We start from the raw sequence: 19,128 nt of genomic DNA, 5'->3' as shown, positions 1-19,128 counted from the left end.
GGGACGTTCCGCTACAATCGGTCGTGACCGGCGGGGGCCCGGACCGGGGGAGGCTCCCGCACGGACATGACGATCTAAGGATGTGATGAAGATGAAGAACTCAGCAGCCGTCATGGTCGGCGTCAAGACGATGGAGATACAGGAGCGCGGGATGCCTGTCGCGGGACCGGACGACGTCGTCGTCAAGATCGAGCATGTGGGGATCTGCGGCTCCGACGTCCACTTCTTCGAGGACGGCCGCATCGGCGCCCGCCTCGTGGAGGCCCCGCTGATCCTGGGCCACGAGTCGGCCGGCGTGGTCTGCTCCACAGGGTCGAACGTGCGCACGCTGCAGCCGGGCGACCGCGTCGCGATCGAGCCCGGGATCCCCTGCGGCCACTGCGAGGCCTGCCGGTCCGGACGGTACAACCTCTGCCCGGAGATGGTCTTCCGCTCCTGCCCGCCCCACGACGGCATGATGTGCCGGTACGTGAAGCACCCCGCCAGCCTGTGCTTCAAGCTCCCGGGATCGGTCTCCACCCTGGAGGGGGCGATGGTGGAGCCGCTGGCGGTGGCCTTCCAGTCCGCCAAGCTGGGCGGCGTGGGTCCCAACAAGAGCGTGGCGATCTTCGGCTCGGGATGCATCGGCCTGTCCATCCTGCTGGCCTGCCGCTATCTGGGCGCGTCCCGGGCGATCGTGGTGGACCTGTTCCAGAGCCGGCTGGACCACGCTTCGCGATCCGGCGCGGACCTGGTCATAAACGCCAGGGACCAGGACGCGGTGCAGGCGATCCTGGACGCCACGGACGGCGAGGGCTGCGACGTGGTGTTCGAAGCCGCCGGGAGCAAGGTCACCACCGCCCAGACCAGCGAGGTGGTCCGCACCGGCGGGACCATCGTCATCGCCGGGAACCCCATCGGCGACATCCCCTTCAATTTCCGGAACCTGACGCTGCGGGAGGCGAAGCTCGCCACCGTCTGGCGCTACTGCAACGAGTATCCCAAGATCATCAACGCGATCGCCCAGGGCAAGCTGCCCGCGAAGGACCTGGTCACGGACTCCTTCCCCTTCGAGCAGGTCCGGGAGGCGTTCGACAAGGCCATGTATGACAAAGAGCACGTCCTGAAAGCCGTCGTTTCCTTCACGGAAGGATGACATCCCACACCGCTGGATAAGGAGGAGAGATACCATGGGAAAATATGAGATCATCACACAGGAGGACTTCACGCCCCAGGAGATCGCGGCATTCATCGACCATTCCCTGCTGTTCGCGTACACTACGCCTCAGGAGATCGTCGCTTTCTGCGATGACATCAAGCGCTACGGCTTCCGCGTGGGCTGCGTCAACTCCGTACATACCGAGCTGGCCGTCCGGGAGCTCAAGGGCTATGACGTCACCGTCGCCACCACCATCGGCTATCCCTGGGGCACCGTCCCCTATGAGCTGAAGGCGAAGGAAGCCGTCTACGCCATGGAGAAGGGCGCCCGGGCCATCGATTTCGTGATCAGCGTGGGCCACGCCGTCGGCGGGGACTGGGACTACCTGCGCCGGGAGATGGCCGCGATGGTGAAGGTCACCCACGAGCGGGACGTCCCGGTCAAAGCCATCCTGGAGACCTGCTATCTGAGCGACGAGCAGAAGGTGCAGGCCTGCCGGGCCGCCCAGGAAGAGGGGGTCGACTTCGTGAAGACCTCCACCGGCTTCGGCAGCGGCTGGTGCAACGTGCACGACGTCAAGCTCATGAAGGAGACGGTGGGCACCCAGACCGCGGTCAAAGCCTCCGGCAAGATCACGGACTATCGGACGGCGGTGGAGCTGATCCATGCCGGCGCGACCAGGCTGGGGACCCGGGCCGGCGTGGAGGTGCTCAGGAGCACGCCCGGCTTTTCCGAGTGACCGCCGCGGAGGAGACAGCCATGATCACGACGAACGTAAAATATGACACCGAGACCCGGCTGCTGGGCCTGCTGGGGCACCCCCTGGACCACAGCATCACATCCGTCGTACACAATGCGATGTACCAGTTCGGCGATCTCAACGCCGTCTTCATCCCCTTCGAGCTGGAGGACGCTCCGGGGGCCCTGGACCGGTTCTTCGAAGCGGTCAAGACCCTGGGCATCCTGGGCTTCAGCGTGACGATGCCCTATAAGACCAGGATGCTCCCCTACATGGACGAGGTGAGCGAGGAGTGCCGCGCCTTCAACTGCGTGAACAACGTCAAATACGTGGACGGAAGGTTCTTCGGCGACGGCTTCGACGGCTACGGCATGTGCCAAGCCATCGAGGACACCGGGGCCAGGCTGGCCGGACGGGAGGCGCTGATCATCGGGGCCGGCGGCATCAGCGGCGTCATCGCCAATGAGATGGCCCGCCGGGGCGTCACCGCCTTCACCATCCTGAACCGGACCGCGGAGAAGGCGGACCGGCTGGCCCAGATCCTCTCCGACCGCACCGGCCTGCCGGTGCGCAGCGGCCCGCTGACCAGGGAGGAGCTGGACCAGGCGGCGGGCAGGGCCGATGTCGTGGCCCAGTGCACCTCCGTCGGCATGTACGGCACCGGGACCCAGTTCCCCTATCTGGGCTTCATCCAAAAGCTGGACAAGTCCGCGATCGTGGCGGACGCGCTCTATAACCCGCTGCAGACGGCGATCTTGAAAACGGCGTCGGAGCGCGGGCTCCAGACGGTGAACGGGATCGGCATGCTGGCCAACCAGATGAACGCCCTGATCCGGTTCTACTTCGGTACCGACCTGGGGCTCGGAGGCAAATGTGAGGCCACCTCCACGATCATCCGTGCCATGCAGGACCGCATCAAGGCCGGGAAAGCCTGAAAGGAGGACACGCTGTGAACTATGTGGAACGGAAAGGGGTCGAAGAGATCCTCCTGCCGGGGCGCTTCATGCAGAAGGTCGTGGGCGACACCGGCGACGGCTACCGCATCCCTTCGGACATCATGCACGTGGGCTATTGCCGCTACTGCGGCGAGGCCGGTCCGATGGAGCCCCATATGCACGCGGAGGAGACCGTGCAGATCCTCCGCGCGGACCGGGCCTGGGTGCGCTACGGCAGCAGCCCGGACCATCTGGACCATAGGCTGGCGCTGGAAAAGGACATGACGCTCCAATTCGCCAAGCGCGAGTGGCACGTCTTCGAATACGAAGAAGGCGGCTCTTTGGAGATCTTGTTCATCTATGGCAGCCGCATCAAGCTGTGAGCGAAACGAGAGGGGCCCAGGAGGGCCCCTCTCGCGGCTCTCCACCTCCCCGTGGACGGGGCCCCGCGGCCCTTTCGGCACGCCGGGCAAAGACCGGAGCTCTCCGGTCTTTGCTGTTTTTTGACCGCGTGAGGGCGTCCCTTTTCCAAATGACCTAAATCTTATAGCAAGATCACCCAAAAATTTTACATTGTAAAAGGGATATCTATATATTATTATAAATATAGAGATCTTCGAGGACAGGCCAAGCACCGGCCTGCGCGCGGCGGGAGGCGATCTGGATGCGGCAATGGCGGGAACGATGCGGGGAGACCTATCGGCGGCTGAAGCGGATGTCCCACATCCGGCTCTTCCTCACGATCTCCGCCCTGCTGATCCTCCCCTTCCTGATCTGCACGGCCATAGCCGTCACGCTGATGATCGACCAGACCAAAAGCGACTATATCCGGGCCACCGTGAAGAGCGCCCAGCAGATGGCGGCGGCGGTCAATTCCGAGCTGGAGAACCTGCTCTCGGCGGGGCGGCTGATCGCATCGGACCAGGCGCTGATCTGCGACGTCGAGGCCCTGACCGGGGGGACCGCCCCCGACGGCAGCGTCCGCCGGGACATCGAGGCACACCTCGACCAATACGAGCGCTCCTTCCTGATCTCCAAGAACCGGATCCCAGGCGTCGCCCTCATCACCAAGGACGGGACGGTCTTCGGCCGGGAGCTGCGCAGCGGCACCTTTTCCGGCCCGGCCTTCCTGGAGGTGCAGTCGGCCTTCTACGGGGCCAACCAGAACATCCGTTGGTTCACCGACGCGGACCTGCTCTTCGACGGCGTGATGGACCGCTCCCAATGCATCTACCTCATGCTGGCGGTCCGGGACCCCTCGTCCCTCCAGATCAACGCCACCGTCGTGTTCCAGATCCGCGTCAGCGTGCTGATCGACCTGCTGCTCCCCAGCGTGGACGATACGCAGAGCATGTTTTTGTTCACCGAGGACGGGAACTGCATCACCATGATCGACAACCTGAAGGTGTTCCCCGACCTCCACGAGATCGTCCAGTTCGACCTGCTGCAGACGCAGCAGAATTACACGAGGGAAGGCACTCACCGCAGCATCGAGTACGTGCTTTCCGATTACACCGTGGTGCGGGGCGGCTGGCACATGCTCTCCGTCTCCAACATGCGCGAGCAGCTGCGGACCGGATACACCTACCTGGCGCTGTACGCCGTCATCGTCCCGATCCTCCTGCTGGCCGCCGCTTTCTTGTCCTACCACTCCTCGGTGCGCTTCACCCGGCCCATCACCGTCCTGAACGAGCACATGCGCCTCGTGCAAAAGGGAGACTTCCAGGTGCAGGTGCCCATCGAACGGGACGACGAGATGGGGGAATTGACCCAGCAGTTCAATACCATGGTCCAGCAGATTCGGCACCTGATCGCGGAGAACAACGCGGAGCAGGAGGCCAAGCGGATCTCGGACATCCAGTTCCTGCAGTCCCAGATCAACCCCCATTTCATCTACAACACCCTGACGGTCCTGCGCTCCGTGCTGATGGTCGCGGACCGGGAACGGGCGGACAGGCTGGTGCTCGCGCTGAACCGCCTGCTGCGCTACACCCTGTCCGACGCGCAGCAGACGGTCACGCTCGTCCACTCCTTCGAATGGGTGGAGAATTATCTGCTGATCGCGAACTGCAGCCTCGACGAGCCGATCGTGGTGGAATACGACATCCAGGAGGAGGTCCATGACTGCAAGATCGTGAAGATGATGATCCAGCCCATCGTGGAGAACGCGATCTTGCACGGGCTCAAGCAGTGCCGGGGCAAGCCGAAGCTGAAGATCTCCGCCCACGCCGCCGGTCCGCTCCTGGAGATCAAGATCCAGGACAACGGCCCGGGCTTCGATGTCTCCCTCCTGGACGGGCCGCGCCCCCAGGGGAAAGCGGGATCCATCGGCGTCGCCAACGTGGACAAGCGGATCAAGCTCTACTACGGGGAGGGATACGGCCTGCACTACGACAGCGTGTACGAGGGCGAGGAGACCGGCACGACCGTCACCATACGGATCCCCATGATCTTGGAACAGGAAGAGGAGGTTTTGCTGGATGAAGATCTTGATCGTTGACGATGATATGATGATCCGGAAATGGCTGACGATGCTCCTCCAGCAGATCCCGGACCACCAGATCACCGTGCTGACGGCAAAAAACGCGGACGAGGCGGAGCTGCGCTGCAGCCAGGAGAAGATCGACCTGGTCATCACCGACATCACCATGCCGCAGCGGGACGGGCTGGACCTCCTGCGGGTGCTGATGGAGCAGCACCCGCAGATCAGCACGGCCTGCCTGAGCGCCTATGACGATTACACCTATGTGCGCAAGGCCCTGAAGCTGGGGACCCTGGACTATATCCGCAAGTCCGAGATGGTGATCGAGGACATCATCGCCCTCCTGGAAAAGGTGGAGAGCCGTTCGTACATGGAACAGTCCGGGCGCCTGCCCCACGCGGAAAAGGAGCGGCTGGCCGCGCAAAACCAGCTCCTGGAAGAGGTGATGGACGGCTCGGAGGAGGCGCGGGACCGGCTCTACGAGCAGCTCGGCTGTGAGCGGGAAAAGGGCCTGGTGGTCCTGTCCTTCCAATTGGAGCATATGGCCGGCCTGGAGCAGGACAGCTCCCGGACCCAGCTGCTTTGTCAAAAGACCATCCAGAACGAGCTGAAAAAGGGGATGGCCGCCGCTTGGAAGCCCGACCGCATCGTGGCGCTGTTCGCCCCGGCATCGAACACCGTGGAGGGGCGCGAGGCCGAGAGCATGAAGATCTCCCTGCTCTTCAAGCGGAACCTGGAAGCCTATGCCCACCAGAAGGTCCTTTTGACCATCTGCGAGATCTGCCACGATCCCGGCCGGCTCCAGGAGACGGTCGAGCGGGCGCTGGATGTGACGGAGGCCCACCAGTATTATCCGGACTTCCCCCCGGGCGGGGAGGCCAAGCGCCTGACGGCGGAGGACGTCAACCACCTGAGGCAGCTCTTGAAATGGGAGAGCAGCCGGAACCACCAGAGGTCCCTCATAGAGCTCTTCCGCAAGCAGATCGGCCAATGGCATCAGGAGCACATGCTCCCAAGGGACCTCAAGGGCGCGGTCATCTTCGGCCTGACGCTCCTGCTGCCGCAGACGGACGCCGCGGAGGAGAACCTCACGTATCTCATCAACTACAACAAGACCGCCAAACGCATCCGGAACGCCAGGGACCGGGAGGAGCTCCTCGCCGCTTTTGAAAGGTTCTCGGCGGACTACCTGTCGAACTGCGCCCCCGCAGCCCGGGGCAGCAACCCCTCCATGCAGGCGGCGATGCGCTATATCAATGAGTTTTACATGCAGAAGATCACCCTGGACGACGTGGCGAAGCAGGTCTTCCTGAACAGGACGTACGTCAGCCAGCTGTTCAAAAAGCATCTGAACGTCAGCTTCATCGACTATCTGGAATCCGTGCGGATCAGCCACGCCAAGGATCTTCTGATGAACACGCAGCTCAGCGTCAGCCAGGTATCGGAGCAGGTGGGGTATGCCAACCAAAGCTACTTCACCAAGGTGTTCAAGCGGAACACCGGCTTCAGCCCCCAGAGCTACCGCCAGCTCGCCGTGTGCAGCAGGCCCCCCAAGGACCCGAAGCCCTGACGGCCGCTTCGGCGGCGGACCCATACGATATGAAAATCTTCTGCTTTTCGGGAAAGGGCAGAAGATTTTATTTCTGGCCCCGTCCCGGCGGGGGCCAAGCCCTCGATCCGGCCGGGGCCGCAAGAATATTTTTGCACGATCCAAAGATTTTACAGATCCTGCCGCCGGGCGCGGCGTCCCCCGGGCCGCGGGAAAGCATAAAGATAATCGCAAAAGGGGCGAAGCCTTGCTATATACCCCGGCGGGACGGTCCATTATAATAAATGCACAAGATCTCGAACGGACCATAGACAAAATTTGCGATCATGATCAGGAGGGACCGAAATGAAAAAGATGCTTACCGTTTTGATGACCCTGGCCATCATCCTGAGCCTGGCCGCCTGCGGCGGGAAGTCCCCCAGCAGCGGCGATGCCGGCGGGAGCCCGAGCCCTGCCGGCGGATCCGGCGCCGCGCCGGCGGGAGACGACACCTATTATATCGGCATGTATGCCTCCCAGACCGGGACGTCCGCCTCCGTCGGCGAGAACCAGATCCGCGGCGCCCAGCTGGCCGTGCAGGAGATCAACGCCAGCGGCGGGATCCTGGGCGGGCGGCCCATCGAACTGATCGTGTACGACGACGCGTCCAGCACGGAGATGGCGGTCAAGGTCGTCACGCGCCTGGTGGAGGACGACAAGGTGGACGTCATCCTGGGCGGCAACATGAGCCCCAACATCCTGGCCAGCCTGCCGGTCACCGAGGACGCCCACGTCCTCCACATCGGCGCCGGCACCGGCACCACCTGGACCAACATCGGCTGCAAGTACCTCTACCGCGCCACGGTCAGCGGCGTCCTCCCCACGGAGACCTTCATCGAGATGATGCAGGAGATGGGCGAGACGACGGCCGCCATGCTCTCGCTGGAGGCGGAATACGGCCAGTCCGGCCGGCTCAACGTGCTGGAGGTCCTGAAGGAGACGGATATCCAGCTGGTGGCCGACGTCACGTACCAATCCACTGATACGGATTACACCGGACACATCGCCAAGCTGCTCAAGGACGATCCCGGCAGCATCATCCACTATGGCTACAGCTCCGAGATGGCCGTGTTCCTGAAGCAGCTGCGGCAGGCGGGCTATGAGGGCTGCGTGTACACGGTGGAAGGCGGCGGCGACCGTCAGCTGAGCCAGATCGCCGGCGCCGCGGCGGACGGCGTGGTGTTCAGCGCCGCCTACGTGATCCCCGAGGAGATCGGCGACGCCACCAGCGAGCTGGAGGCCGCGTTCCTGACGAACTTCGTGGACACCTACGGCGAGATGCCCACCTCCGACTGCGCCTACCGCGGCTATGACGAGGTGTACCTGGCCTGCGCGGTCCTGGATGCCTCCGCGGATCCCGCGGACCGGGAGGCGAACCGGGAGGCCATCCTCTCCACCAAGTTCACCGGGCTCGCCGGCACCTTCGATTTCAGCGACGGCTCCGGCGACGGCCTGAGCTCCGCGAACAAGTATATGCTGATGGACCAGAAGGTGAAGGGCTTCGACCGCGACGCCATGATGGATTGGCGGGACAACAAGTGAACCCCGCACGCTCCTTGAAGATCCCGGCCTCCTTCGGGGCCGCGGTCTTCAGGGAGCGCCCCCTCCACCCTCGACTACAGAACAGGAGGCAGATGCATATATGGATCAACTGATCAAGCTCATCGTAGGAGCATTGATGATAGGGAGCGTTTACGGCGTCCTTGGGATGGGGTACAGCCTGATCTACAAGGCGACCGGCCTGATGAACCTGGCGCAGGGCGATTTCCTGATGATGGGCGCGTTCGTCGGCCTGACCTACTACAAGACCCTGCATCTGCCCTATCTGCTGGCCATCTCCCTCACCTTCGCCACCATGTTCGCGCTTGGCTGGCTGGTGCAGTCGGGACTGATCGCCCCGCTGCTGAGCAAGGGCGGCTCCTTCTCGTACATCATCCTGTGCACCGCGGCGGTCTCCATGGTCCTGCAAAACAGCGCCCTGGTCATTTGGGGCGCGATCCCGCTGTATTTCCCCAGCATCTTCCCGGTGACCTCGGTCAGCGTCCTGGGCGCGAAGGTCGCGCCGGAGTCCCTGATGGTGGTGGTCCTGGGCATCGTGTGCATGTTCGGCCTGTACTTCTTCCTGAACAAGACCAAGTTCGGAACGGCCATGCGGGCCTCCGCCCTGAACCAGAAGGCCGCCAGCGCCCTGGGCATCAACGTCTCTTTGACGAAGGGCATCACCTGGGGCATGTCCGCCGGGCTGGCGGGGCTCCTGGGCGCCGCGCTGGGCCCCTATTACGGCGTCTATACCACGCTGGGCGCCCTGATCGGCCAAAAAGCCTTCGCGGGGGCCGTGGCGGGAGGCTATGGCAACATGTACGGCGCCATCATCGGCGGCATGTTCTTCGGCATCCTGGAGACCTTCACCACCGCTTACGTCACGACGACCTATAAGGACTGCCTCTCCTTCGCCGTGCTGATCCTGCTGTTGATCGTGATGCCCACGGGGCTCTTCAAAGAGCAGGTCCTGGAGTGACCGGAGATCGGGCTGTGAAAGGAGCGGCGATATGGTAAACTATCTCAAAACACACAAATGGAAGATCCTTGCCGGCGCGGCGGTCATCGGGGCCTGCATCCTGATCGCGCAGGAGACCTATCCGGCGCTGATCCTGGCCTATATCATGATCTACGGGATCGGCACCACCGGATTGGACATCCTGTTCGGATACAGCGGGCAGATCTCCATGGGGCACGCGGGCCTGTTCGCGGTGGGCTCTTACACCTCCGCGCTTTTGTCCGTGCGCTGCGGCGTCACCCCGGTCCTGGGGATCCTGGCCGGCAGCGTACTGGCGACGCTGACGGGGCTGCTGATCGCCGTCCCGGCGTCCAAGCTGGTGAAGCACTTCTTGTCCCTCATGACGATCGCGTTCGGGCAGATCGTCTACATGTTCGTCAACGCCTGCCAGCCCCTGACCAACGGGGCCACCGGCATCTCCTCGATCCCCTACATCTCCCTCTTCGGGTTCCGGCTCGATACCTACTACCGCTGCTTCTTCGCGTACATGATCCTCCTGATCCTGGTCCTCATCGCGAAGGCCCGCATCATCCGTTCCCGGGTGGGACGGGCCCTGATCGCCATCCGGGAGAACACCGTCGCCGCCGAGGGCATCGGGATCAACATCCGGGCCTATAAGGCCATGGCCTTCGGCATCAGTGCGTTCATGATGGGCCTGGCCGGCGGATTATACGCCCACATGGTGACTTACATCAGCCCCGAGACCTACAACGCCACCCAGTCCACGCTCTTCATGACCATGGTGCTCTTCGGCGGGATCGGGACCACGATGGGCCCGGTGGTCGGCGCGGCGGTCTTGATGTTCGTGAAGGAGGTCTTCCAGTTCCTGCAGATCTATCAGGTCCTGATCTACGGCGTCTTCATCCTGATCGTCCTGTTCTTCTTCCCCAACGGCATGGTGGGCCTCTATGCCGACATGAAGAAGCGGATCTTGAAGGCCAGGCGAAGGGGGGATGGACATGCTCCGGCTTGAAAACGTCACCATCCGCTTCGGCGGGCTCGTGGCGGTGAACGAAGTCACGGCGGCCGTCCAGGAGGGGCAGATCTTCGGCCTGATCGGCCCGAACGGCGCGGGCAAGACGACGCTGTTCAACATCATCACCGGCGTCTACGCCCCCACCGCCGGGAAGGTCGTCTTCCAGGGACACGAGATCCAGGGGAAGCGGCCCCATACGGTCAATCAGCTGGGCATCGCCCGGACCTATCAGAACATCAACCTCTTCCAAAAGATGACCGTCCTGGAGAACGTCCTGGTCGGCACGCACTCCCGGACCAAGGCCGGACTGGTGGACGCCGTCTTCAACACGAAGAGCAAGCGGGCGGAGGAAGAGGCCGCGGCCGCCTCCTGCATGGAGCTCCTGGATTTCATGGGCCTGCGGGAGAAGGCGGACCTGCGGGCGGGCAGCCTCCCCTACGGCGAACAGCGCCGTCTGGAGATCGCCCGGGCCATGGCGAGCCGGCCCGCGTTCCTGCTTTTGGACGAGCCCGCCGCCGGGATGAACCTGACGGAGAAGGAGGAGCTCGCCCGCATGATCCAGCGGATCCGGGACCGGGGCATCACCATCTTCCTGGTCGAGCACAACATGCGCCTCGTCATGAACGTCTGCGACGAGATCTGCGTGCTGAACTACGGGAAAAAGCTGGCCCAGGGGACGCCGGCGCAGATCCAAAACGATCCTCTGGTCATTTCCGCATATCTGGGAGGTGTTACGGATGGCTGAGAACGTCCTGGAAGTGAAGGATCTCCATTTCCGTTATGGAGAGATCAAGGCCCTCCGCGGGATCTCCTTCAACGTGCGGGAGGGGGAGATCGTGACCCTGCTGGGCGGTAACGGCGCGGGCAAGACCACCACCCTGCAGTCCATCTCCGGCCTGATCTCGGGGACGTCCTCCGGCGAGATCCGCTTCATGGGGAAGGACATCACCGGCCGGTCCCCCCACTCCCTGGCAAAGATGGGGATCGCCCAATGCCTGGAGGGGCGGCTGATCTTCTCACAGCTGACGGTCCTGGAGAACCTCCAGATGGGCGCGTACCTGCGGAAGGGGGAGCGCGTGCAGCGCGATCTGGACTATGTGTTCTCCCTCTTCCCCCGGCTCCTGGAGCGCAAGGGCCAGCTGGGCGGGACCCTTTCCGGCGGCGAACAGCAGATGCTGGCCGTGGGGAGGGCCGTGATGCAGGCGCCAAAACTCCTGATGATGGACGAGCCCTCGCTGGGCCTGGCCCCGCTGATCATCCAGGACATCTTCACCGCGATCAAGACCATCAACCAGGACGGCATCCCCATCCTGCTGGTCGAGCAGAACTCCCACGCCGCCCTGCAGATCGCCGACCGGGGCTATGTGATGGAGACCGGCGAGATCAAGCTGGCGGACACGGCGGAGGGCCTCCTGAAAAACGACGAGGTGAAGAAGACCTATCTGGGGATGGATCCCTGAGCGGCCCCTCCCCGGCCCCGCACCGCGGACGAGCGGCCCGGCAGGATATCCGATGTCAGGATACCCTGCCGGGCCGCTGGATCTTTTTTGGGCCGCCCCGGCCTACCGGGGCATCGTCCACTCCCTGACCCCGTCCAGATAGGGGCGCTGCATCCGGCGGCGAAAGTCCGCCGCGTCCTTCCGGGACCAGTCGTAGAGGCCCTGCCCCGCCGCCTGGCCGGTCCTGCCGGAGGCCAGCCCCTCCCGCACGAGGTCCTGGACCTCTGTGGTCCCGCACAGGTCGGGATAGACGTTCTCGGCGATCGCGCTCTCCAGTCCGTACCCCACCGCGTCGAAGTACTCCAGGAGGCCGATCGAGGCATACCGCATCCCCATCGCGTACTTGACCGCCTTGTCGATGTCGGCGGCAGTCGTGACCCCCTGCTCTATGAGATGGATCGCTTCCCGGAACAGCGCCTGGGCGAAGCGGTTCACCAGGAAGCCCGGCACGCTGCGCTCCAGCACCACGACCTGGCGGTGCAGCCGCTCCAAGAGCGCCAGGGTCCTGGATACCGTCTCCTCCGCGGTCCTTTCGTGGCGCACCACCTCCACCAGGGGCAGCATATGCGCCGGCTGGAACGGGTGGGCGATCAGCAGCCGCTCGGGACAGCGGGTCAGCCCCGCCAGGATCCCCGCGTCGATCGACGACGTGCACGAGGCAATGACGGCGCTGGGGGCCGCATACCGTTCGATGGCCCGATAGACCTCCCGCTTCTCCTCCGTGCCCTCGGCCACGGCCTCGAACACGAAGGTGCAGCCCTCCAGGGCCGCGGGATCCCGGCCGATGCTCAGCAGCGCCATCGCCGCCGCCTTGTTCCGCTCCCCGGCGAGGCCCTCCCCGATCAGGTCGTCCCAATCCCGGGCGACGGCCTCCCGGCAGCGCGCCAGGCCCCGCTCCGAGCGGCCCACCACCACACAGGGGAGGCCATGGCCGGTGACCAGCATAGCCTGGCACGAGCCGATGGTCCCCGCCCCAAATACTGCGATCTTCTCCATCACGCGTCCTCCTTCCGATCAGGCCCCAGCCAGGGGCCGTCCGCAGGGACGGCGGGCAGGCCGTCCCCTTCCCTGCGCCCCGGCGGAGGCCATACCGAGGCCCGCCGCCGGGCCATGCCCCCCGGCCGCGCGGAGGGGCAGGTCCCGCCGGGGCCCGCGATCGATGTGCTCCCCATGCCGCTCCCTCCCCCGCTTCGGTCTACAGATGCCTCATCCTGATTCGCATACACCTATGGGCCCATTATACCACGGCATCCCCAAAAAAGATCGTCCATATGTAGGGACTTTTTTCCTGATATTCATATCATGCGCCCCGCCGGACCGGCCCCGGCCGCCAAGACGCGGCACGGACGGATCCTGTGGCGCTCCCGGGCGCACCGGCGGCGGTCCCGCATGACGCCGGGCCTTCGGCCGGCGGTCTCGGCGCCTCCGGGGCCCGTCCGCCCTCCGTGCGAAGGGAGGCCGCCCCTCCTTTCCAAAAGATGGGGATTTTTGAAAACGGCCCCTATACTTTTGGGGAAGGAAGTGTTAGAATGGATCCAAATCGAATCGCATAGAGGAGGTCGGTCCCATGCGTGCCACAAAAAGGACCTGGCAGAACCTGGTGTACATCCTGCTCCTGCTGGCGGCCGTCTGCCTTTTGTTCCGGTGGTATTCCACCACGAACAACCGGCAGATCGAGGAGCGCAACCTGAACTACGCCAAGGACTCCGCCCGGCAGACGGCGAAGCGGATCGGCAGCGAACTCATCAACGCCCAGCGCCGGGTGCACAACTACACCTATCTGCTGAGCATGACCCTGGACCAGCCCGGCATGGACGCGGAGCTGCTCCGGGAGCTGGAGGAGAACTCGAGCTTCGACGCCTTCCTCTTCACCGATGCGGAGGGGATCAGCCTGGCCTCCGACGGGACCACCAGCGACAGCCGGGACCGGGATTATTTCCGGAGCGGGATGCAGGGGGAGAGCGGCACGGCCATGATCGCCCAGTCCCGGATCACCAACGAGCCCATGATGGTCTTTTACGCCCCCCTGCGGCACCAGGGCAAGGTGTCCGGCGTGCTGCTGGGGCTGTACCAGGCGGAGGACTACCTCCGGGAGATGCTGGAGACCAGCTATTTCGGGGAGCCGGCCGACGTGTACCTTTGCAGCTGGGACGCGCGGAGCATCGCCAGCTCCAGAGGCGGCAGCGTTTACGGGTATCTGCCGGACGCCTTCTCCGGCGCCATCAACGACGAGGGCGAAAAGGAGCTCTGGGAGGTCTTCTCCGGAGACCGGGACGAGGCGGGCGTCATCTGCCGCTCCGGGTCCGCCGTCACGGACAACCTGTGCGCGGTCCGGGTCCCGGGCAGCGAGTACGTGCTGGTCCAGACCTTCCCCAAGAGCGTCACCCAGGCCATGGTCCGGGACGCCAACTCCACCGGCATGGTCCTCCAGGCCAGCCTGATCGGCCTGTGCATCCTCTGCACCCTGGTCCTGCTGATCAGGGGCCGCCAGGACCGCCGCCGCCTGGAGCGGGAGAACCGGGAGATGGGCTATGTCATCAACGGCGTGAGCACCCTCTTCGCCCGCTTCATCCTGGCGGACCTGGAGGAGGGCTCCTACCAGTATCTGGCCGGCACTTCGCCGGAGCGGGGCAGCCTGGCCGTCAGCGGGCGGTATGAGGATTTCACCGCCTACCTGTGCGCCTTCCTGTCGGACGAGACGGAGCGGCAGGCCTTCGCGGAGCTGCTGGAGCGGGAAGCCGTGTCCCGGGAACTGGGCAGCGGCGGCAAGGACCTCCAGTACGAGTACCACGTCCAAAGGAAGGACGGGACCGCCTGGGAGCACATCAACATCATCTGCCTGGAGCGGCGGGACGGCCGGGCGTCCAAGGTCCTCTTCCTCCGCCAGGACATCACCGGGCTGAAGGAGAAGGAGCTCCGGGCCCGGGCGGAGATCTCCCTGGCCAACCGCAAGGAGCGGCAGTACCGCATCGCCATCACCTCCGCCGCCTTCTGCACCTTCGAGTTCGACCTGACCAAGGACCGGATCGAGCAGGACGTGGTCTGCGCCGTCGGCGGGGAGCCGGTCTCCCTGCTGGAGGAGGTCGGGCTGGCCGCGCCCTGCCCGGCGTCCGAGTGCTTCGCGCGGCGGCGGGCCTTCCTTTTGGAGGAGTCCCTGGAGGACTACGACGCCGCCGTGGATCTGGAGCGGCTGAAGCGGCGCTTCGAGGCGGGAGAGCCGGAAGTCACCGTGGACTACTGGGGCAGGGCCCCCGGCAGGGAGACGGCCTGCATCCGCCGGTCCTTCATCATGACGCGGGACGACGACAGCGGGGACATCATGGTCATGGTGGTGGACAAGGACATCACCGCCCAGGTCCAAAAGCAGCGGGAGCAGACCCAGGCCCTCCAGGAGGCCCTGATGCAGGCCCAGCACGCCAACCAGGCTAAGACCACCTTCCTCTCCAACATGTCCCACGACATCCGCACCCCCATGAACGCCATCATCGGCTTCACCACCATCGCCGTCAGCCACATCGACAACCAGGACCAGGTGCGGGACTGCCTGCAGAAGGTGCTGTCCTCCAGCAACCACCTGCTGAGCCTCATCAACGACATCTTGGACATGAGCCGCATCGAGAGCGGCAAGGTCCAGATCAAGGAACAGGAGTGCAACATCTCCGAGCTGACCCACAACCTGGTGAACATCATCCAGCCCCAGGTGAAGGCCAAGCAGCTGGACCTGTTCATCGACACCTTCGACGTGAGCAACGAGGACGTCATCGCCGACTCCCTGAAGCTGAGCCAGGTCTTCGTGAACCTGCTGAGCAACGCCGTGAAATACACCCCCGCCGGAGGGACGGTGAGCTTCCGCATCCAGCAGCGGAGCACCTTCCACCGGGGCTATGGGGATTACGTCTTCCTGGTCCGGGACAACGGCATCGGCATGGCCCCGGAATTCGTGGAGCACATCTTCGAGCCCTTCGAGCGGGAGGCCAGCACCACCAAGACCGGCATCCAGGGCACCGGATTGGGCATGGCCATCACGAAGAACATCGTGGAGATGATGGGCGGCACCATCACCGTCCAAAGCGAGAAGGGGACGGGCAGCGAGTTCCGCGTGGAGCTGAGCCTGAAGCTCCAGGACACGAAGAAGGACGCGGCCAGGATCCATGAGCTGGACGGCCTCCGGGCCCTGGTGGTGGACGACGACTGCGACAGCTGCGAGAGCGTGACGCGGATGCTCAAGCAGATCGGCATGCGCCCCGAGTGGACGGTCTCCGGCAAGGAGGCGGTCTACCGGGCCAAGGGCGCCCACAACGAGGGGGACCCCTACCACACGTACATCATCGACTGGCAGATGCCGGAGCTCAGCGGCATCGAGACCTGCCGGCGCATCCGGGCCGCCATCGGCAATGAGGCGCCCATCATCATCCTCACCGCCTACGACTGGACCGATATCGAAGAGGAGGCCAAGGCGGCGGGCGTCACCGCCTTCTGCGCCAAGCCCCTGTTCATGTCCGATCTGAGGTCCGCCCTGCTGGCCGCGAACGACCTCGTCGAGAAGGCGGAAGCCGGGACCTCCTGGACGGAGGCGGATTTCAGCGGCAAGCGCATCCTGCTGGTGGAGGACAACGAGCTGAACCGGGAGATCGCCGAGGCCATCCTGGAGGAGACCGGCTTCCTGGTGGAGAGCGTGCCGGACGGCACCGACGCGGTGGAGCGGATGCGCACGGTCGAGGAGCACTACTACGACGCCGTCCTGATGGACGTGCAGATGCCCGTCATGGACGGCTACGAGGCCACGCGCGCCATCCGCTCCCTGCACCGGGAGGATGTGAAGGACCTCCCGATCATCGCCATGACGGCCAACGCCATGGAGGAGGACAAGGAAGCGGCCCTGAAGAACGGCATGAACGCCCACATCGCCAAGCCCCTGGACATCGACCTGTTCCTGTCGATCCTGGGCAAATACCTGGGCTGAGGGCGGGACGGCCTGATATAGGGAAGAACGGGGACGGGCATACGCCCGTCCCCGCACAGCCTGTCGAAAACACGTTTTCGACAGGCTGTGCAAGTTTTCAGGACTTTTGAAAGTCCTGAAAACTTCTTGATCCGAATGGTGCAGGAGACCCTTCCTGGGTCTCCCGCACATGGTCTCCCTTCCCGTCATCTCAGTCTCCTGCGCTTCACGGCAGTGCGAGCGGGGACGGGCATACGCCCGTCCCCGCTCGTTTGGGAACGAAGGGTCTCGGCAGGCATGGGACCGGCCGGAGGGACCTCACTGAGCCGCCATCTTCCGGGCGTTGGCCTCCATCTTGTTGCGGACCACGTCGATGGTGACCGCCAGGATGATGACCGCGCCGATGACGATGTACTGCAGGTCGTTGGACGCGCCCATCAGGTTCAGGCCGTTGCGGATGACCGCCATGATCATGGCGCCGATCAGGGTGCCCCAGATGGTGCCCTTGCCGCCGGTGAAGGAGGCGCCGCCCACGATGCAGGCCGCGATGGCGTCGTTATCGTATGTAGCGCCGGCGTTGGCGTTGGCGGAGGCCAGGCGCCCCACGCAGACGATGCCCGCCATGCCCGCCATGAAGCCGGACAGCGCGTAGACGAAGGTGAGCACGTTCTTGGAGGGGATGCCGGACAGCCGGGCCGCCTCGGGGTTGCCGCCGCAGCAGTAGATCTGGCGGCCCAGGGCGGACTTCTTCAGGAAGATGTCGAAGAGGATGAACACCCCGATGACCAGGAGGAAGCTGACGGGGATGCCGGGGAAGCTGCCGCTCTTGCCGATGGAGCCGCCGCCGATCCACATCAGGGCGTCCACGCCGGTGTTGGTGAAGCCGATGGACTTGGACCCGGTGATGACCAGGGCGATGCCCAGCAGCACGTTCTTCATGCCCATGGTGGACACGAAGGGGTGGGGCAGATCCAAGCGGGTCAGCAGCGTACCGTTGATGAACCCGGCGAAGGTGCTGACGGCCAGGCCCGCGATGGCCAGGACGAAGGCGTTCGTGATGCCGAAGTTCTGGACCAGCACGCCGATGGTGCAGGTGCACAGCACGCAGTTGGAGCCCACGGACAGGTCGATGCCGGCGGTGATCAGGGCGCACAGCATGCCCGAGGCGATCAGGCAGTTGATGGACGCCTGCTTCAGGATGTTCATGATGTTGCCGATGCGGGGGAACTTATCCGGCATGACGCCGCAGAAGATGAGGATCAAGATCAGCAGCGCCATGACGGTGCCGAGCTTCTCCAGCAGTTCTTTCAAAGTGCTCTTCTTATTATTCATATCAGTTTAACTCTCCTCCCCAGGCCGCTTTCATGATGTCTTCCGAGTTGAAATGCGCGGAGCCCCGCTCCACGTTGGCCATGACCCGGCCGCCCCGCATGACCACCACATGGTCGCTCATGGCGAGGATCTCCGGCAGCTCCGAAGAGACCATGATCACACACTTCCCGGCCTTCACCATGTCGTTCATCACACGGTATACCTCGATCTTGGCGCCCACGTCGATGCCGCGGGTGGGCTCGTCGAAGATGAAGATGTCGGCGTCGATATTCATCCACTTCCCGATGACCACCTTCTGCTGGTTGCCGCCGGAGAGCTGGGCCGTGACCTCGTCCAGGGAGGGCGTCTTGATCTTCAGCGCCTCCACATTGTGGCGTCCCGACTGCTCGATCTTCGGCTTATCCAGGAAGGGGCCGTTGCTGAAGCCCTTCATGTTCGCCAGGATCAGGTTCGTGCGCACGTCCAGGGAGAGCACCAGGCCCTGGCCCTTCCGGTCCTCCGTCAGGAAGGCGATCTTCCGGCGGATGGCGTCCTTGGGGTTCCGGATGGAGACCTTCTCGCCCTTGACGTAGACCTCGCCGCTGTCCAGCTTGTCTGCGCCGAAGACGGCCCGCATGGTCTCGGTCCGCCCCGCGCCCACCAGGCCGGCGAAGCCGGTGATCTGCCCGGCGTGAGCCTGGAAGCTGACGTCGTGGAGGACGCCGGCCTCGTTCAAGTTCCGGGCCTCCAGCCACACGTCGCCCTTCCTGCCGAACTCCTTGGGATACAGGTTGTCCAGGGTCCGGCCCACCATGGCGGTGATCAGGGAGTCCTCGGTCAGGTCGCCGATGTCCTTGGTGATGATGTGCTCGCCGTCCCGCATGACGGTGACCCGGTCGCAGAGCTCGAAGAGCTCCTCCAGCTTGTGGGAGACGAAGAGGATGGCCACGCCCTTGGCCTT

General features: G+C 64.3%; 16 protein-coding genes. 12 read left to right on the top strand and 4 right to left on the bottom strand.

Annotated elements, in window-relative coordinates; all coding sequences use genetic code 11:
* Positions 1-91 precede the first annotated feature (91 nt).
* The 11 genes from QZ332_RS08655 (at position 92) to QZ332_RS08605 (ending at position 11,875) form a co-directional block, all read left to right on the top strand.
* Entirely contained in the window at positions 92-1,135 is a 1,044-nt protein-coding gene (locus QZ332_RS08655) for an NAD(P)-dependent alcohol dehydrogenase (protein ID WP_295764437.1), read from the top strand.
* Positions 1,136-1,169: 34 nt separating this feature from the next.
* Entirely contained in the window at positions 1,170-1,877 is a 708-nt protein-coding gene (deoC, locus tag QZ332_RS08650) for a deoxyribose-phosphate aldolase (RefSeq protein WP_295764436.1), read from the top strand.
* 20 nt (positions 1,878-1,897) lie between these two features.
* Positions 1,898-2,812 (top strand): shikimate dehydrogenase, encoded by a 915-nt coding sequence (locus tag QZ332_RS08645; protein ID WP_295764435.1) that lies wholly within the window; start codon positions 1,898-1,900, stop codon positions 2,810-2,812.
* Between the two features lie 14 nt (positions 2,813-2,826).
* Positions 2,827-3,195, top strand: a complete 369-nt coding sequence (locus QZ332_RS08640; protein WP_295764434.1) for a hypothetical protein — start codon at positions 2,827-2,829, stop codon at positions 3,193-3,195.
* Between the two features lie 281 nt (positions 3,196-3,476).
* Positions 3,477-5,312 carry a sensor histidine kinase gene (locus tag QZ332_RS08635; RefSeq protein ID WP_295764433.1) on the top strand — a complete coding sequence of 612 codons (1,836 nt, stop codon included), beginning with the start codon at positions 3,477-3,479 and terminating at the stop codon, positions 5,310-5,312.
* Positions 5,293-6,864, top strand: a complete 1,572-nt coding sequence (locus QZ332_RS08630; RefSeq protein WP_295764432.1) for a helix-turn-helix domain-containing protein — start codon at positions 5,293-5,295, stop codon at positions 6,862-6,864. The genes QZ332_RS08635 and QZ332_RS08630 overlap by 20 nt, the downstream gene beginning before the upstream one ends.
* 324 nt (positions 6,865-7,188) lie before the next feature.
* A complete protein-coding gene (locus tag QZ332_RS08625) occupies positions 7,189-8,424 on the top strand; it encodes an ABC transporter substrate-binding protein (RefSeq protein WP_295764431.1) in 1,236 nt (411 codons plus the stop codon).
* Positions 8,425-8,524: 100 nt separating this feature from the next.
* Positions 8,525-9,400: a branched-chain amino acid ABC transporter permease gene (locus QZ332_RS08620; protein WP_295764430.1), complete on the top strand. Its 876-nt coding sequence runs from the start codon at positions 8,525-8,527 to the stop codon at positions 9,398-9,400.
* Positions 9,401-9,431: 31 nt separating this feature from the next.
* Positions 9,432-10,412: a branched-chain amino acid ABC transporter permease gene (locus QZ332_RS08615; RefSeq protein ID WP_295764429.1), complete on the top strand. Its 981-nt coding sequence runs from the start codon at positions 9,432-9,434 to the stop codon at positions 10,410-10,412.
* Positions 10,399-11,160: an ABC transporter ATP-binding protein gene (locus QZ332_RS08610; protein WP_295764428.1), complete on the top strand. Its 762-nt coding sequence runs from the start codon at positions 10,399-10,401 to the stop codon at positions 11,158-11,160. The genes QZ332_RS08615 and QZ332_RS08610 overlap by 14 nt, the downstream gene beginning before the upstream one ends.
* Positions 11,153-11,875, top strand: a complete 723-nt coding sequence (locus tag QZ332_RS08605; protein ID WP_295764427.1) for an ABC transporter ATP-binding protein — start codon at positions 11,153-11,155, stop codon at positions 11,873-11,875. The genes QZ332_RS08610 and QZ332_RS08605 overlap by 8 nt, the downstream gene beginning before the upstream one ends.
* A gap of 102 nt (positions 11,876-11,977) precedes the next feature.
* Here QZ332_RS08605 and QZ332_RS08600 read toward each other — a convergent pair whose 3' ends face one another.
* Together QZ332_RS08600 and QZ332_RS08595 are read right to left on the bottom strand one after the other, a co-directional pair.
* Positions 11,978-12,910, bottom strand: a complete 933-nt coding sequence (locus QZ332_RS08600; protein ID WP_295764426.1) for a 3-hydroxyacyl-CoA dehydrogenase family protein — start codon at positions 12,908-12,910, stop codon at positions 11,978-11,980.
* Positions 12,910-13,086: a hypothetical protein gene (locus QZ332_RS08595; protein ID WP_295764425.1), complete on the bottom strand. Its 177-nt coding sequence runs from the start codon at positions 13,084-13,086 to the stop codon at positions 12,910-12,912. The genes QZ332_RS08600 and QZ332_RS08595 overlap by 1 nt, the downstream gene beginning before the upstream one ends.
* 395 nt (positions 13,087-13,481) lie before the next feature.
* Here QZ332_RS08595 and QZ332_RS08590 point away from each other — a divergent pair, with 395 nt between their 5' ends.
* On the top strand, positions 13,482-16,877 hold the full coding sequence (locus tag QZ332_RS08590; RefSeq protein WP_295764424.1) for a response regulator: 3,396 nt from the start codon (positions 13,482-13,484) through the stop codon (positions 16,875-16,877).
* A gap of 297 nt (positions 16,878-17,174) precedes the next feature.
* Here the strand turns inward: QZ332_RS08590 and QZ332_RS08585 are convergent, their stop codons facing one another.
* Both QZ332_RS08585 and QZ332_RS08580 read right to left on the bottom strand, forming a co-directional pair.
* Positions 17,175-18,188, bottom strand: coding sequence for an ABC transporter permease (locus QZ332_RS08585; protein ID WP_295764423.1), 1,014 nt, complete (start codon positions 18,186-18,188; stop codon positions 17,175-17,177).
* Between the two features lies 1 nt (position 18,189).
* Positions 18,190-19,128, bottom strand: a 939-nt coding sequence (locus QZ332_RS08580) for a sugar ABC transporter ATP-binding protein (protein WP_295764422.1), incomplete at its 5' end; no start/stop codon positions are given.

The organism is uncultured Oscillibacter sp. (assembly GCF_910584465.1).
Lineage (GTDB): Bacteria > Bacillota > Clostridia > Oscillospirales > Oscillospiraceae > Oscillibacter.
Note: the sequence above shows the minus strand (reverse complement) of the source record. Positions and strands in the feature narration are given on the sequence as shown.